Origin of the sequence: Exiguobacterium alkaliphilum (assembly GCF_018138125.1) — a bacterium.
Taxonomy (GTDB): Bacteria; Bacillota; Bacilli; order Exiguobacteriales; family Exiguobacteriaceae; genus Exiguobacterium; species Exiguobacterium alkaliphilum.
The window spans coordinates 1093925-1105930 of the sequence record NZ_CP073101.1 but is presented as its reverse complement, the minus strand read 5'-3'; the positions used below and the strand labels follow the sequence as shown (position 1 = coordinate 1105930).

Sequence of the window (12006 nt, the reverse complement as noted above, 5' to 3'; positions counted from 1 at the left end):
ACCCGCTGCTCGTTGGTCATCGATGCAAACGGTTGCACTTGTTCGATTTCTATTATATCGGATATCGGTTCATCTATGCAACCGCTTTCGCAGAAAAAAATAAAAAGAGGAGCACATCGCCCCTCTCTTGATCCTTATAATTGGATGCCGACGACTTTCACGTTGACCGCGAGCGGTGTCATCGCGAGCATCGTGTCCATGTCTTGCGTGATGCGTTCTTGGACGGCCGTGACCGTCTTGATGATCGACTGGCCGTACGCGACGAAGAGCGCGAGCTGGATGACGACGCCTTCCTCGGTCTCGTCGACTTTCACGTGCTTCATGAGCGCACGCTCCGACAACTTCGTGTCTTCCTGTGTGAACGAGACGTGCTTCGTCTCTTTCACCGCGACCGCGGCAATCATTTCCACGACGTGGCGTGAGACGTTGACGTCTCCTTCAGTACTGTTCATTCCATTTCCGTATGGCATGGTGTCACTTCCTTAGCTCTAGTTTCGTTACCCTACTTTAAAGTGTAGCGGAAAACGCTCGTTTAGAAAAGGGTTTACGCCTTTGTCGCCCGTTCGTCCTGCGCGCGGCGGACGTCAATCTCGACGAGCGGGCGCAACAAGCGCACGACCGGCGGGCTGATGATGACCGCGACGATGAGGAGTGACACCCCGAACAAGACGAGGAGCTGTTGCCACGACGTCGGCATGAACGCGGCCGGGATGAACGCCTTCCAGGCGACGACCAAGAAGACGTGCACCAAATAGACGTACAGGCTATACTTCCCGGCCCGGGTGAAGAGCGGCAGCTCACGTCCCGGCACGATGAGCGCGAAGCTGATCGCCATGAGGAGCGACACCGTGTAGACGATGAGGAACGCGAACGGCCCGCTCCAAATCGCCTCCGGCACAGCCGTCTCGTAGGCGAAGCGGAACTTGAACAAGTTGCCGACATGATAGAACGCGTCCGTGCGCTGGAAGCTCATCGAGGCGAGCAACCCGAGCGTGAGTGTCGTGAAGACGGCTGCTCCGCCGAGTCGGTAACGGTTGCGCTGCTCGGCCCGCTTCGGCAGTTCGAAGAAGGTCAACGTATTGCGCTCGCTCATCCAGTTGCCGATTAAGAAGAACGGATAAAACATGATGACCTTACGCAAGGCGAAAAAGCCGGTCGACTCAGCTTGGAAGCCGAAAAGGAGCGCGAACAAGAGCGCATAGAGGACGTAGCCTTTCAACTGGGTGACGTACGGGGTGATGACGTACCAGATGATGATCGCCATCAAGTACCAGAGCGCCCAATACGGCTTCAAGACGTTCAGACCCGGATTGTCAATCGACAAAAGCGGGATACCCTCGGTGAAGGCGAACCACGACCCGAGAATGACTTGCCAGATGACGTAGACGACGAACAGCTGGATGACGCGCAAATAACGGTTCTCCCGGAAGAAGTAACCGCTCAGCATGATGAACAACGGCATATGAAACGTGTATAAGAACAAATAAATCCAATTCGGCAACAGGTCGTCATAGGCGCCGCGCACATCGGTCAGCAAGTGACCGAAGACGACGAATAAGACGAGCACGCCTTTAATATTGTCGTACCAATGGTTTCGCATAAACATTCCTCAAGTTCTATCTAATTTTTCCTCACTCATCATAGCCGATTTTTCTGCGTACGGAAATTACGATTTCACAAAAAAACGATGACGTCACTGTCATCATTCCCACGTTTCATCCGTTGCAAGCGATTTCTTCAAAAAATGCTCACGTGTAAGCACGTTTGCCGCGTATTCAAATAGACGAGTTTGGGTAATGTATAGTATAGTAGTTTTACTAAATAGTCTGAATATTCTAAAAAGGAGGTGTAGAGAATGTCTTCCGTCATCCGTAACCGCCACCACATGGTCCACGACCCGAAACGATCATTCTCTAACTTCGGATTCTGGTGGTTCATCGGCGCCTTTTCCGTCGGACTGTTCCTCGTCGCCTTCGAACCGTTGCGCGACCGGTTCACCGCCATGCATCCGTTTCTGTCTACACTCTTTTTCATCGGCATCACGTTCTTGACCGGTGTCGTCATGAAGCTCGCCCGGGACGTCTGGTGGCTCAACTACTTGCTCGAACGCACCGCGAACCGTTACCTCTACATCGGGCCTGATACGCTGAAGAGCTGGGAATATACGCTCGACTCGATTTGGCTCCTCACCCGCACGTCACAAAAAAAGCTCGGCCGATTGTATATCCACATCGACCGAACTGTCCGTTCTGAAGAGGCGAAACGTCTGTTCGCCGCCTATTTGATTGACCGCGGTGTCCTCGTCGTCTACTCTCGACCATCGACATCGAAGCCGAAGAAGATGGCGTAAGGTCAGCCGATGAATGACGCGACCCATGTCCGGGCCGCCTCGACTTCCTCCATCCGCAGTTCATGCCCGCCTCCGTGATAGAAGAGTTCAACGTCCGCCCCGGCTGTCCGGAGCGTCGATGTGAGCTCTTCTGTTTCTGTTTTCGGGCAAATCGGATCCCGTTCCCCGGCCGAGATGAATACGTTCGCGCCGGAAAGGCTCGGGAGCGTGAGCGAACGGTCCGGCACCATCGGATGGAACAACAGCGACGCGTGGAACGCGTTCTGACGATAGAGCGCCGAGCCAATCAAGTTCGCCCCGTTCGAATAGCCGAGCGGGATCATCTTGTCGCGGTCAATCCCATACTCCGTGGCCGCCTCGTCGAGGAAGGCGAGGAAGCGTTCCGTCTGCTTCTTCAAATCTTCCAAGTCGAGCACACCTTCCGCGTGGCGGCGGAAGAAGCGTGACATCCCGTTCTCGAGGACGTCGCCCCGGAGCGTCAAAATGTTGGCGTCCGCGTTCAATTCTTTCGCGAGCGGAATCAAATCCTGCTCCGTCCCGCCTGTACCGTGTAAGAGGACGAACGTCGTCTCGGTCGTACCTTTAATGAATTGATGAATCATAGTATCTCTCCTTTTGGAATCGTGATTGGGGGTAACGTCTTCGTGATGGCGTCGCGCTTCGACTCGAACCAGTCCGGCAGTTTCAACGATGTACCGAGCGACTCCATCGTCTCGTCGACGAGGAAGCCCGGCGCGTCGGTCGCGAGCTCGTGCAAGATGCGCCCGTCATCGTGAAAGTAGACCGAGCGGAAATAGTGCCGCTCCTTCACCTCGGTCGGGCGGAGCCCGCGCTCGAAGATGGCGTCTTGCCATTTGTCATAGTCGCTTCCGTCCGTGACGCGCCAGGCGATGTGATGGACCGTCCCCGTTCCCGGCACCCCGTTCGGGAGGACGGTCTTTTTCACGTCGATGACGTTGCCGTAGTCGGCCGTACCGACGAGTCGGATCCATTCCGAATCTTCCCCTACCTTTTTAAAATCAAACAGGTCGGTCAAGAGTGTGACGGTCGCTTCTGGCTGTTTCGACAAGAGCGTCGCCCCGGCAAACCCGGTGATCGCCTCTGCTTGCGTGATGCCGGGGACGACCCATTTCGTGTGTTTCGAACTCTTTCGGGCGACGAGCTCGACGACGAGGCCGTCCGGGTCCTCGAACAAGAGCGATGGCTCCCCGAACCGTTCGGTCGCGACCGTCTGGATGCCATGCGCGTTCAAGCGATCTTCCCAAAACGAGAGGCTCCCTTCCGGCACGAGGTACGCCGTGACGCCGACCTGCCCACTGCCGACGCTGCCTTGATTCAAGCCTGGGATTGGGAAGAACGTGATGGCCGTCCCCGGCGCGCCTTCCTCGTCCCCGAAATAGAGATGATACGTGCCCGGGTCGTCGAAGTTGACCGTCTGTTTGACGAAACGGAGTCCGAGGACGTCACCGTAAAAGTCGATGGTCCGTTGCGGCTCTTTCACCATCGCCGAGATGTGATGGATGCCCGCTGATTGCAGTGTCATGTCATGTCCTCCTTTTATTATCTTGATTTCAAGATAAATCATTTTTGAAGAAATGTGAAACTTTTTGCTCACGAAGGCGTACGCTAAGCGTAGACTCTTTTTTGAAGGGGGTATAAACATGACATTACACATCGATCACGTCTCGAAGCAGTTCGGCGACTTCACGGCCGTCGACGACTTGAGCTTCACCGTACCGAAAGGCGAGATGTATGGGTTACTCGGAGCAAACGGCGCCGGCAAGACGACGACGTTCCGAATGATCCTCGACATCTTGAAACCGAGCGACGGCAACATCTCGTGGGACGGGCGTGTCGTCGACCATCGCCTCGTCGGCTACTTGCCGGAAGAACGCGGGCTCTACCCGAAGTCGCCCGTGCGCGACCAGCTCGTCTTTCTCGCAAGTCTAAAAGGCATGCGCTCGGCCGAGGCGAAACGAGCCGTCAAGTCGTGGCTCGAACGACTCGAGATTCCTCAATATGAAACGATGCGCGTCGAGCAGCTGTCAAAAGGAAACCAGCAGAAAGTCCAGCTCGTCGCCGCGCTGATTCACAAACCGGAGCTCCTCATCTTAGACGAGCCGTTCAGTGGGCTCGATCCCGTGAACGTCGAAATTCTGAAGCGGGAAGTGCTCGCCCTTCGTGACGCCGGGACGACAATCGTCTTCTCGAGCCACCGGATGGAGCACGTCGAGGAGCTGTGCCAACATATCGGCATCTTGAAGGGTGGGCGCGCCGTCGTCAGCGGCGACGTGACGTCCATCAAGTCCCGATACGAAGAGCCAGACCTCTTCCTTGAGACGGACCGAATCGACGTCGTCACGGCGCTCCCGGTCGTCCGCGCGGTCGAACCTCATAAAACGGGTCACCTTGTCCGCCTCGCCTCGTTCGATGACAGTGACGCCGTGCTCGGCGCCCTCGTCCAAGCGGGGGCTTCCGTCAAGACGTTCATGCGCCAGCCTGTTTCTCTGAACGACATCTTCATCAAGGAGGTCGGCCAACATGTTTCATAACTTCGGACCGCTCTACTCGTTCACGTTACGTTCGAAACTTCGTTCCAAGGCGTTTCTCATCTCGACGCTGTTGACGATCCTCTTCATCTTCGGTTTCACGAACATCGATCGCATCCTATCAAACTTCGCGGACACGGACAGCGGGGAGGCGCTCCTCGTCACGGAGAACGTAGAACTTGTCACCGTCATGCAGTCACTCGGCTACGAGAGCGTCGAGGCGGCAAACGTCACCGAGGACGAAGCACGGGCAGGACTCGATAACGGTGATTACGAAGTCGTCGCCTTCATCGACGGCTATTCGGCCCGCGTCTTGTCGGAACGTCCGGAGACGGAGTTCACGACACTCCTTCAGACGGCGCTCCGTGAAGTGCGGAACGCCGAGTTGATTGAGGCGTCAAACATCGACCCGTCCGTCATCGCCGCCCTCAACGAGCCGATCCCGGTCGAAGAGTCGTACATCGGTCGCGGCGGGGAGAACTCGGACGAGCTGTTCTCGTCGTTTGCCTTCGTATACGTGATGCTCATGCTCCTATACGTCTCGATCATCACGTATGGGTCGATGATTTCGACTGAGGTCACGACGGAGAAATCGTCACGCGTCATGGAGCTCATCATCTCGACGACGCACCCGGTGACGCACATGCTCGCGAAAATCTCGGCCATCGGGACGCTCGCGCTTCTGCAAATCGGTATCTTCCTCGGCTTCGGATACTTCAGTGCCCGGAGCAACGAGATGGCCCAGTCCGTCATCGACAACGCCGGCAACGCCCGCGCCGTCCTCTACTTGTTGACGTTCTTCGCGCTCGGTTATTTGCTGTATGCGGCCCTCTTCGCCGTTCTCGGTTCGCTCGTCAGCCGTGTCGAAGAGGCACAACAGATGACGATGCCAGTCATCATGCTCCTCGTCGCTGGTTTCCTCGCCGCCATGTTCGGCTTGAATAATCCGGACGCGCCGATCGTCGCGATTCTGTCGTTCGTCCCGTTCTTCACACCGATGCTCATGTTCCTCCGGGTCATGCTCGTCGACGTGCCGGTATGGGAAGTCGCCCTGTCGATTGGAATCATGCTCGGCTCGATTGGCGTCATCCTTTGGATTGGCTCAAAATTCTATCGCGGTGGCGTCTTGTTCTATGGAAACAACGCATTGAAACAATGGAGACAAATATTACAGAATCGCCAATAACGTTTACAGCATTTTCGTTTTCGTATACTCTAAAGAATGTGCAAAATGAGGAGGAAACGAACTATGCGATCACGATTACTCGCAGCTTTGATTTTTACATTCATGACGACGCTCACGACGTTTATCTGTTACACCGTCTTCTTGGAAGCCGATGCGTTGTGGCAAATCTTGCTCGCATATGCGGGAAGTACGTTCCTCGGAACGCTTGCGTTCTGGTACCCGGTCAGCCGGCGTGCCCAGACGTCGCGGTTCGGTGGGGCCTGGATCGGGATTTTGATCACGGCGACGACGCTCGTCGGGTTCACGATCATCCGCTTCACCGTACGAGGTGACGCCGCTTCCTTACTCGACTGGCAGACGATGGTCGCGAGCCTCGCCTACACGTTCGGTTACGTCGGATGGGTGCTCACGATTCTGAACATCGTGCTCGGCTTCTTACTCGCCGGGACAAAACCGAAAGTCCGTTATGAAGCGCGCATGTCGCGCTAAAATGAAGAAGAGGAGTCAAGACGTGTGGTCTTGACTCCTCTTCTATTTATTTTTTACTTTGCTCTCGTCCAATCTGCTGATGATAAATCATCGATGCATCAAGTAACTCGTCAAGTTTCAATGACAGCATTGTCTTCTCTCGTTTACTTAGCTTTTGACCGTAAAACATTAATTCTCTAAATTCGCGTTCGGCCGCTCGATACGATTCAATTGCTCGTCCTTCACCATTATCCGTACTATTCTGTTTCATGAAATTTACACCTCCTTCCTAAATAAAAAAACACGAACTTGTAGTCCGTGTTTTCATTGCAATCGATACGATTTGGTGACGACCCCGAACTCCGTGTACTGGAACGAGTTCTCGGTGAACTGCTCCGGGACGAGCCGGTCGACGTAACGGGCGAACGGGACGAGCCGGTGCGACGTGTCCTGGGCCCGGCCGAGGTCGAGCACGGCGTCGACGAGTGCCTCGAGCGCGTGATGGTTCGTCGGTTCTTCGTCTTCGGCGAAGATGCGACGCAACTCCTCCTCGTGCATCAAATCAAAGATGCGCATCCTCGCCTCGAGCTCGAGCTGCATGTCCTCGGTCGACTTGCCGTGCATCGCCTCGTCATAGGCGAGTCGCATCTGTTCGATTTCAGGGACTTTCCCTTTCATGAGCACTTTCAGCGACTCTCCCGTCCAAATGTGGCGGGCCAAGTAGTTCGCGTCAATCTGGAGCGCCTCGGCGAGCGCCTCTATGTAAGGCATCGTCGGGTATACTTCGCTCAGTTCGGTCCGGCGAATAAAGTACGGCGCGACCCCGAGCTTGTCGGCGAGCGCCTCAATCGAGATGCCGGCCCGCTCACGTAAAATCCGAATCCGATCCCCGTAACCCCGGTACGGTGCGTTCTTTCCATCCATGTGTCTCTCCCCCTCTCTCTCATTATAGTTCCCGAAACGACAAAAAAATACTCGGAAGCGACTGCCTCCGAGCAAGAAAATCATCTTATTTCTTCGTCAATTCGACGACTTCAGACGAGCCGGCCGTCACGTTGTCGCCTTCTACGACGAGCTTGTTCACTGCGAAGCTGTCGTGGTTCGTGATGATCACCGGTGTGATCGTCGATGGCGCGTTCGCTTTGATGAAATCAAGGTCGAACGTGACGAGCGTGTCGCCCGCTTTGACCGCTTGGCCTTCTGTCACGTGCGTCTCGAAGCCTTCCCCTTTAAGGTTGACCGTGTCGAGGCCGATGTGGATCAAGTACTCCGCACCGTTATCCGCGTTGATACCGATCGCGTGTTTCGTTGGGAACACTGTCGCGATTGTCCCGTTGACTGGTGAGACGACTTTGCCGTCTGTCGGCTCGACTGCGATGCCGTCGCCCATCATTTTTTGTGAGAACACTTGGTCAGGAACGTTCGTGATGTCGATGACCTTTCCTGTAAGCGGTGAAACCGCGTTAAGTTGTTCTTCTTTACCACCAAAAAGTTTTTTAAAGAATCCCATAGCTTAATCCCTCCAACATGTTCTGTTAATCAAAGTCTTAGCTTTTATACCCGAAAAGCTCGCACTTCAATCCCTACCTTAGAAACGGTATAGTAGTCTTAAGGTAGTGCGAATTCGTTTACACATCGTAAGGATACGAGTGTGCAATCGCTTTTGCAAGCCCTTTTTACACTTTATAAAAATTTCACATCATGGAGGCGCTTACAATGACGACTTTCACAAAATTGTCATATGCACGGCCCGACTTGGACGCTCTAAACAGCCGATTGTCGGACTATTCAGTCGAATTGCAACAAGCGAGCACACTCGAAGAAGCGAACGAGCTCATTCGCCAAATCAACAAGGAGCGGAACGATTTTGAGACGCAAAGTCAACTCGTCGCGATTCGCCACTCGGTCGACACGCGCGACGCATTTTACGAGGCCGAGCAGACGTTCTTTGACGATGCGTTGCCGGTGTACGAGAAAGAAGTGCAGGCGTATTACCGCGTCTTGACTGAGCACGAGCTGCGTAGCCAACTTGAAGAAGAATGGGGCAGCCAACTGTTCGAGCTCGCCGAACGCGCGCTCAAAACGTTCGACGAGTCGCTCATCCCGAAACTGCAGGAAGAGAACCGACTCTCGACGAGCTATCAGAAAGTCATGTCGGCCGCCCAGATCGAGTTCGACGGCAAGACGCTCAACTTGTCCCAGTTCGGCCCATACCTCCAGTCCCCTGACCGTTCAGTACGAAAAGCGGCATCAGAGGCACGCTATACATATTTAAGCGACAACGGGGAAGAGCTCGACCGCATCTACGGCGAACTCGTCCGGGTCCGTACCGACATCGCCCACACCCTCGGCTTCCCGTCGTTCGTCGAGCTCGGCTATGCCCGGATGCAACGCGTCGGCTACGACGAGTCGAACGTCGCAAACTTCCGGAAACAAGTCCGTGACGTCATCGTCCCGCTCGCCTCGAGTTTAAAGGAGAAACAAGCGAAACGGATCGGTATCGACACGCTCACGTACTACGACGAGTCGTTCGTCTTCCCGGACGGCAACGCCACGCCGCAAGGCGACGAAGCGTTCATCATCGAAGGCGGCAACACGATGTATAAGGAGCTGTCGAATGAGACAGATGCGTTCTTCCAGTACATGCAAGAGCGCGGCGCCCTCGATTTGACGGCAAAACCGGGCAAGTCAGGCGGCGGCTACTGCACATATTTACCGTCTGAAGGACTCCCGTTCATCTTCTCGAACTTCAACGGCACGGCCGGGGACATCGACGTCTTGACGCACGAGGTCGGCCACGCCTTCCAAGTGTACGAGAGCCGTCATTTGAAGACGCCGGAATACGCGTTCCCGACGTACGAGGCGTGTGAGATCCATTCGATGTCGATGGAGTTCTTCTGTTGGCCATGGATGGAGCTGTTCTTCGGCGACCAAGTCGACAAGTATAAGTTCAATCACCTCGCCGGTAGCGTCACGTTCCTCCCATACGGTGTCCTCGTCGACGAGTTCCAACACGTCATCTACCGGAATCCGGACATGACGGCGGCGGAGCGTCGCCAGGCATGGCGTGACCTCGAGAAGGTGTACCTCCCGCACCGTGACTATGAGGAGAACGCGTATCTCGAGTCAGGGGCATGGTGGCACCAACAAGGCCACATCTTCCAAAGCCCGTTCTACTATATCGACTACACGCTCGCCCAAGTGTGTGCGTTCCAGTTCTGGGTACGCATGCATGAGGACCGCGAGGCGGCGTGGAACGATTACCTCACGCTCTGCCAAGCCGGCGGCAGCCGCTCGTTCCTCGAGCTCGTCGAATTGGCCGGGCTCAAGTCACCGTTTGAGGACGGCGTGTTGAAAGAAACGCTCGAGCAGATTGAAGACTATTTGTTGAAGCATCCGCTCGCGAACTAAACACATAAAGCAGGTGAGACCACGCGACTGTGGTCTCACCTGCTTTTTCGTCAAATCACATCGAGCGGTTCTTTCCCGCTCGGCGGTGGGAACGCTTCGTCGAGTGCATCTAAATCGTCCTCGCTCAAGTTGAGGAGCATCGCCGCGCCGTTCTCTTCGACGTGCGCCGCCTGCCCTGCTTTCGGGATGGCGATGACGTTGCCGCTCCGCGTCGTCCAGGCGAGCAGAATTTGAGCTGGTGTCGCACTATACGCCTCGGCGATCCGGTTCACTGTCTCGTCGTTAAAGATTTTCTCCTTCACATCGCTTCCTTCGGCGAGCGGTGAATACGCCATGACCGGGATGCCTTGTTCTTCGTGGAACGGCAGCAAGTCGTGCTCGATGCCGCGGCTGCCGAGGTGATACAGCACTTGGTTGACCGCGCAATGCTTCCCGTTCAGCAAGGCGAGCAGCTCCTTCATATCGTCGACGTCAAAGTTCGAGACGCCCCACGCCCGAATCTTCCCGTCCGCCTTCAACCGCTCGAGCCCGTCGACCGTCTCCTCGAGCGGGATGTCGCCGCGCCAGTGGAGCAAGTACAGGTCGAGATAGTCCGTCCCGAGCCGCTCGAGCGTGGCGTCACACGCCTGCACGAGTTTGTCGCCGCCGGCGTTATGTGGATACACTTTCGAGACGAGGAAGACGTCGTCGCGCCGGTCTCGAATCGCTTCGCCGACGAGCGACTCGGCCTTCCCTTCCCCGTACATCTCGGCCGTGTCGATGACGTGCAACCCGCAATCGAGCCCCGTTTGGAGCGCCTCAATCTCAGCTTTTCGTTTTGAGTCGTCGTCACCCATCCGCCACGTGCCTTGTCCGAGCGTACGTACCTCGCGCCCGTCCGGTAACGTGACGACCTGTTGCTTCAAGGTCGCTAAAATCAATGAATGTGGAATGCGGTTCATGTCGTCTCCTCCTTGTTCCATTCGGTATGCAACGGACCGGCCGTCCCGAACACGGGGTCGGTCTCCGGTTTGGCAATCGTTTCGATTCGATTCACGCTGTCCGGCCGTTCTTCCGGGTTCCCCGTCAACGTGTCGTAGTCGCGTCCGTCCGGATACGCCCCGACGATGGCGAAGTCTTCACTCGCCTCCAATCGGCGGTGACCGGTCCCTGCCGGCAAAATCAAGACATCTCCCGCCTGGAGCGAGACGAGATCCCCCGTCGCCCCGCCGAGCTGCACCGTCGCCCGTCCTGACTTCACGCCGAGCACTTCATGCGTGTTGCTGTGATAATGGTGATAGTCGAACACCCCGTTCACCCAGCTGTTGCCCCAACCGTTGTTCTCGAACGTCGATTGGATGGCATCGGTCTCGGCGAACGCTTCTTTATATAACAACACCGGAAAATACGGGTTGTTCGGGATTGAACCGTCATCTTCAAATCGATACGCTTTCACTTCCATGTTGTCCCCTCCTTGTCTCTGTGACTGTACCCGAGTTGAGCCAACAAAAAACGGCCGCACCCTATTGTGCGACCGATTGATTAGGAGATGACGTCTTCGCCTGTCTGTTCGATATGTCCCTCTCCCCACGCACACATCGCATCCAAAATCGGTTGGAGCGACCATCCGTAGTCCGAAAGCGAGTAAACGACTTTCGGTGGAACTTGTTCATAGACGGTGCGGATGATGACCCCATCTGCCTCGAGCTCGCGCAATTGTTGCGTGAGCATTTTTTGCGTGATGTTCGGCATGAGCTTTTTCAATTCGCTCGTCCGGCGTTCGCCTTTGATGAGATGACACATGATGACGACTTTCCATTTGCCGCCGATGACGTCGAGCGTCGCCTCGACCGGGATGTTGTATGGCATGATGGTTCCTCCTTATGGGCCGGGGTAGGTACTTTTCGGTGCCTATCGTACTTGAAAGTGCGTACTTCCCAACTGAATTCGCTGGACTTATGATAGCAACTGTAGCTCAGTTATACAAGTCCATCTCATCCGTAACTGCTTCTTGAGACAGTAAGGTTCTTTTTCGACCGTACTGGACAATAGAGGAGATTGAG

General features: G+C 55.4%; 15 protein-coding genes. 5 read left to right on the top strand and 10 right to left on the bottom strand.

What is annotated here, in order from left to right; translation table 11 throughout:
• Positions 1-134 precede the first annotated feature (134 nt).
• Both KB235_RS05770 and KB235_RS05765 read right to left on the bottom strand, forming a co-directional pair.
• Positions 135-470, bottom strand: coding sequence for an Asp23/Gls24 family envelope stress response protein (locus KB235_RS05770; protein WP_211780711.1), 336 nt, complete (start codon positions 468-470; stop codon positions 135-137).
• A 74-nt stretch (positions 471-544) separates the two neighbouring features.
• Complete coding sequence (locus KB235_RS05765; RefSeq protein ID WP_211780710.1) at positions 545-1600, bottom strand: acyltransferase family protein; 1056 nt, start codon at positions 1598-1600, stop codon at positions 545-547.
• A 255-nt stretch (positions 1601-1855) separates the two neighbouring features.
• Between KB235_RS05765 and KB235_RS05760 the strand changes: the two genes are divergently transcribed.
• On the top strand, positions 1856-2350 hold the full coding sequence (locus KB235_RS05760; protein WP_034808254.1) for a hypothetical protein: 495 nt from the start codon (positions 1856-1858) through the stop codon (positions 2348-2350).
• Positions 2351-2352: 2 nt separating this feature from the next.
• On the opposite strand, the gene KB235_RS05755 is transcribed toward KB235_RS05760, so the two are convergent.
• A complete protein-coding gene (locus tag KB235_RS05755; RefSeq protein ID WP_211780709.1) occupies positions 2353-2952 on the bottom strand; it encodes an alpha/beta hydrolase in 600 nt (199 codons plus the stop codon).
• Positions 2949-3893, bottom strand: a complete 945-nt coding sequence (locus KB235_RS05750) for a VOC family protein (protein WP_211780708.1) — start codon at positions 3891-3893, stop codon at positions 2949-2951. The genes KB235_RS05755 and KB235_RS05750 overlap by 4 nt, the downstream gene beginning before the upstream one ends.
• Positions 3894-4011: 118 nt before the next feature.
• Between KB235_RS05750 and KB235_RS05745 the strand changes: the two genes are divergently transcribed.
• The 3 genes from KB235_RS05745 (at position 4012) to KB235_RS05735 (ending at position 6574) form a co-directional block, all read left to right on the top strand.
• Positions 4012-4902, top strand: a complete 891-nt coding sequence (locus tag KB235_RS05745; protein ID WP_211780707.1) for an ABC transporter ATP-binding protein — start codon at positions 4012-4014, stop codon at positions 4900-4902.
• Positions 4892-6085 (top strand): ABC transporter permease, encoded by a 1194-nt coding sequence (locus KB235_RS05740; RefSeq protein WP_211780706.1) that lies wholly within the window; start codon positions 4892-4894, stop codon positions 6083-6085. The genes KB235_RS05745 and KB235_RS05740 overlap by 11 nt, the downstream gene beginning before the upstream one ends.
• Positions 6086-6148: 63 nt before the next feature.
• Positions 6149-6574 (top strand): hypothetical protein, encoded by a 426-nt coding sequence (locus tag KB235_RS05735; protein ID WP_034817920.1) that lies wholly within the window; start codon positions 6149-6151, stop codon positions 6572-6574.
• Positions 6575-6620: 46 nt separating this feature from the next.
• On the opposite strand, the gene KB235_RS05730 is transcribed toward KB235_RS05735, so the two are convergent.
• From KB235_RS05730 to KB235_RS05720, 3 genes are all read right to left on the bottom strand, one after another.
• Positions 6621-6824, bottom strand: a complete 204-nt coding sequence (locus KB235_RS05730) for a hypothetical protein (protein ID WP_034817919.1) — start codon at positions 6822-6824, stop codon at positions 6621-6623.
• Positions 6825-6877: 53 nt separating this feature from the next.
• Positions 6878-7477, bottom strand: a complete 600-nt coding sequence (locus tag KB235_RS05725) for a helix-turn-helix domain-containing protein (RefSeq protein WP_034817918.1) — start codon at positions 7475-7477, stop codon at positions 6878-6880.
• Positions 7478-7562: 85 nt separating this feature from the next.
• Positions 7563-8063, bottom strand: coding sequence for a PTS sugar transporter subunit IIA (locus KB235_RS05720; protein WP_211780705.1), 501 nt, complete (start codon positions 8061-8063; stop codon positions 7563-7565).
• A 206-nt stretch (positions 8064-8269) separates the two neighbouring features.
• Between KB235_RS05720 and KB235_RS05715 the strand changes: the two genes are divergently transcribed.
• On the top strand, positions 8270-9964 hold the full coding sequence (locus KB235_RS05715; RefSeq protein ID WP_211780704.1) for a M3 family oligoendopeptidase: 1695 nt from the start codon (positions 8270-8272) through the stop codon (positions 9962-9964).
• A gap of 50 nt (positions 9965-10014) precedes the next feature.
• On the opposite strand, the gene KB235_RS05710 is transcribed toward KB235_RS05715, so the two are convergent.
• The 3 genes from KB235_RS05710 to KB235_RS05700 all read right to left on the bottom strand — a co-directional run bounded on the left by KB235_RS05710 (position 10015) and on the right by KB235_RS05700 (position 11815).
• The gene (locus KB235_RS05710; protein WP_211780703.1) at positions 10015-10905 is read right to left on the bottom strand and encodes an aldo/keto reductase; all 891 of its coding nucleotides are present in this window, start codon (positions 10903-10905) and stop codon (positions 10015-10017) included.
• Complete coding sequence (locus KB235_RS05705) at positions 10902-11405, bottom strand: cupin domain-containing protein (RefSeq protein ID WP_211780702.1); 504 nt, start codon at positions 11403-11405, stop codon at positions 10902-10904. Before KB235_RS05705 ends, KB235_RS05710 begins: the two co-directional genes overlap by 4 nt.
• A gap of 80 nt (positions 11406-11485) precedes the next feature.
• Entirely contained in the window at positions 11486-11815 is a 330-nt protein-coding gene (locus KB235_RS05700; RefSeq protein ID WP_200881502.1) for a winged helix-turn-helix transcriptional regulator, read from the bottom strand.
• Between the last annotated feature and the right edge of the window lie 191 nt (positions 11816-12006).

What these genes read in the sequence shown, in the direction of transcription:
- KB235_RS05755 (WP_211780709.1), bottom strand. Translation starts at nt 2,952, where the DNA reads ATGATTCATCAATTCATTAAAGGTACGACCGAGACGACGTTCGTCCTC.
- KB235_RS05750 (WP_211780708.1), bottom strand. Translation starts at nt 3,893, where the DNA reads ATGACACTGCAATCAGCGGGCATCCATCACATCTCGGCGATGGTGAAA.
- KB235_RS05710 (WP_211780703.1), bottom strand. Translation starts at nt 10,905, where the DNA reads ATGAACCGCATTCCACATTCATTGATTTTAGCGACCTTGAAGCAACAG.
- KB235_RS05725 (WP_034817918.1), bottom strand. Translation starts at nt 7,477, where the DNA reads ATGGATGGAAAGAACGCACCGTACCGGGGTTACGGGGATCGGATTCGG.
- KB235_RS05720 (WP_211780705.1), bottom strand. Translation starts at nt 8,063, where the DNA reads ATGGGATTCTTTAAAAAACTTTTTGGTGGTAAAGAAGAACAACTTAAC.
- KB235_RS05735 (WP_034817920.1), top strand. Translation starts at nt 6,149, where the DNA reads ATGCGATCACGATTACTCGCAGCTTTGATTTTTACATTCATGACGACG.
- KB235_RS05705 (WP_211780702.1), bottom strand. Translation starts at nt 11,405, where the DNA reads ATGGAAGTGAAAGCGTATCGATTTGAAGATGACGGTTCAATCCCGAAC.
- KB235_RS05715 (WP_211780704.1), top strand. Translation starts at nt 8,270, where the DNA reads ATGACGACTTTCACAAAATTGTCATATGCACGGCCCGACTTGGACGCT.
- KB235_RS05770 (WP_211780711.1), bottom strand. Translation starts at nt 470, where the DNA reads ATGCCATACGGAAATGGAATGAACAGTACTGAAGGAGACGTCAACGTC.
- KB235_RS05745 (WP_211780707.1), top strand. Translation starts at nt 4,012, where the DNA reads ATGACATTACACATCGATCACGTCTCGAAGCAGTTCGGCGACTTCACG.
- KB235_RS05765 (WP_211780710.1), bottom strand. Translation starts at nt 1,600, where the DNA reads ATGCGAAACCATTGGTACGACAATATTAAAGGCGTGCTCGTCTTATTC.
- KB235_RS05730 (WP_034817919.1), bottom strand. Translation starts at nt 6,824, where the DNA reads ATGAAACAGAATAGTACGGATAATGGTGAAGGACGAGCAATTGAATCG.
- KB235_RS05740 (WP_211780706.1), top strand. Translation starts at nt 4,892, where the DNA reads ATGTTTCATAACTTCGGACCGCTCTACTCGTTCACGTTACGTTCGAAA.
- KB235_RS05760 (WP_034808254.1), top strand. Translation starts at nt 1,856, where the DNA reads ATGTCTTCCGTCATCCGTAACCGCCACCACATGGTCCACGACCCGAAA.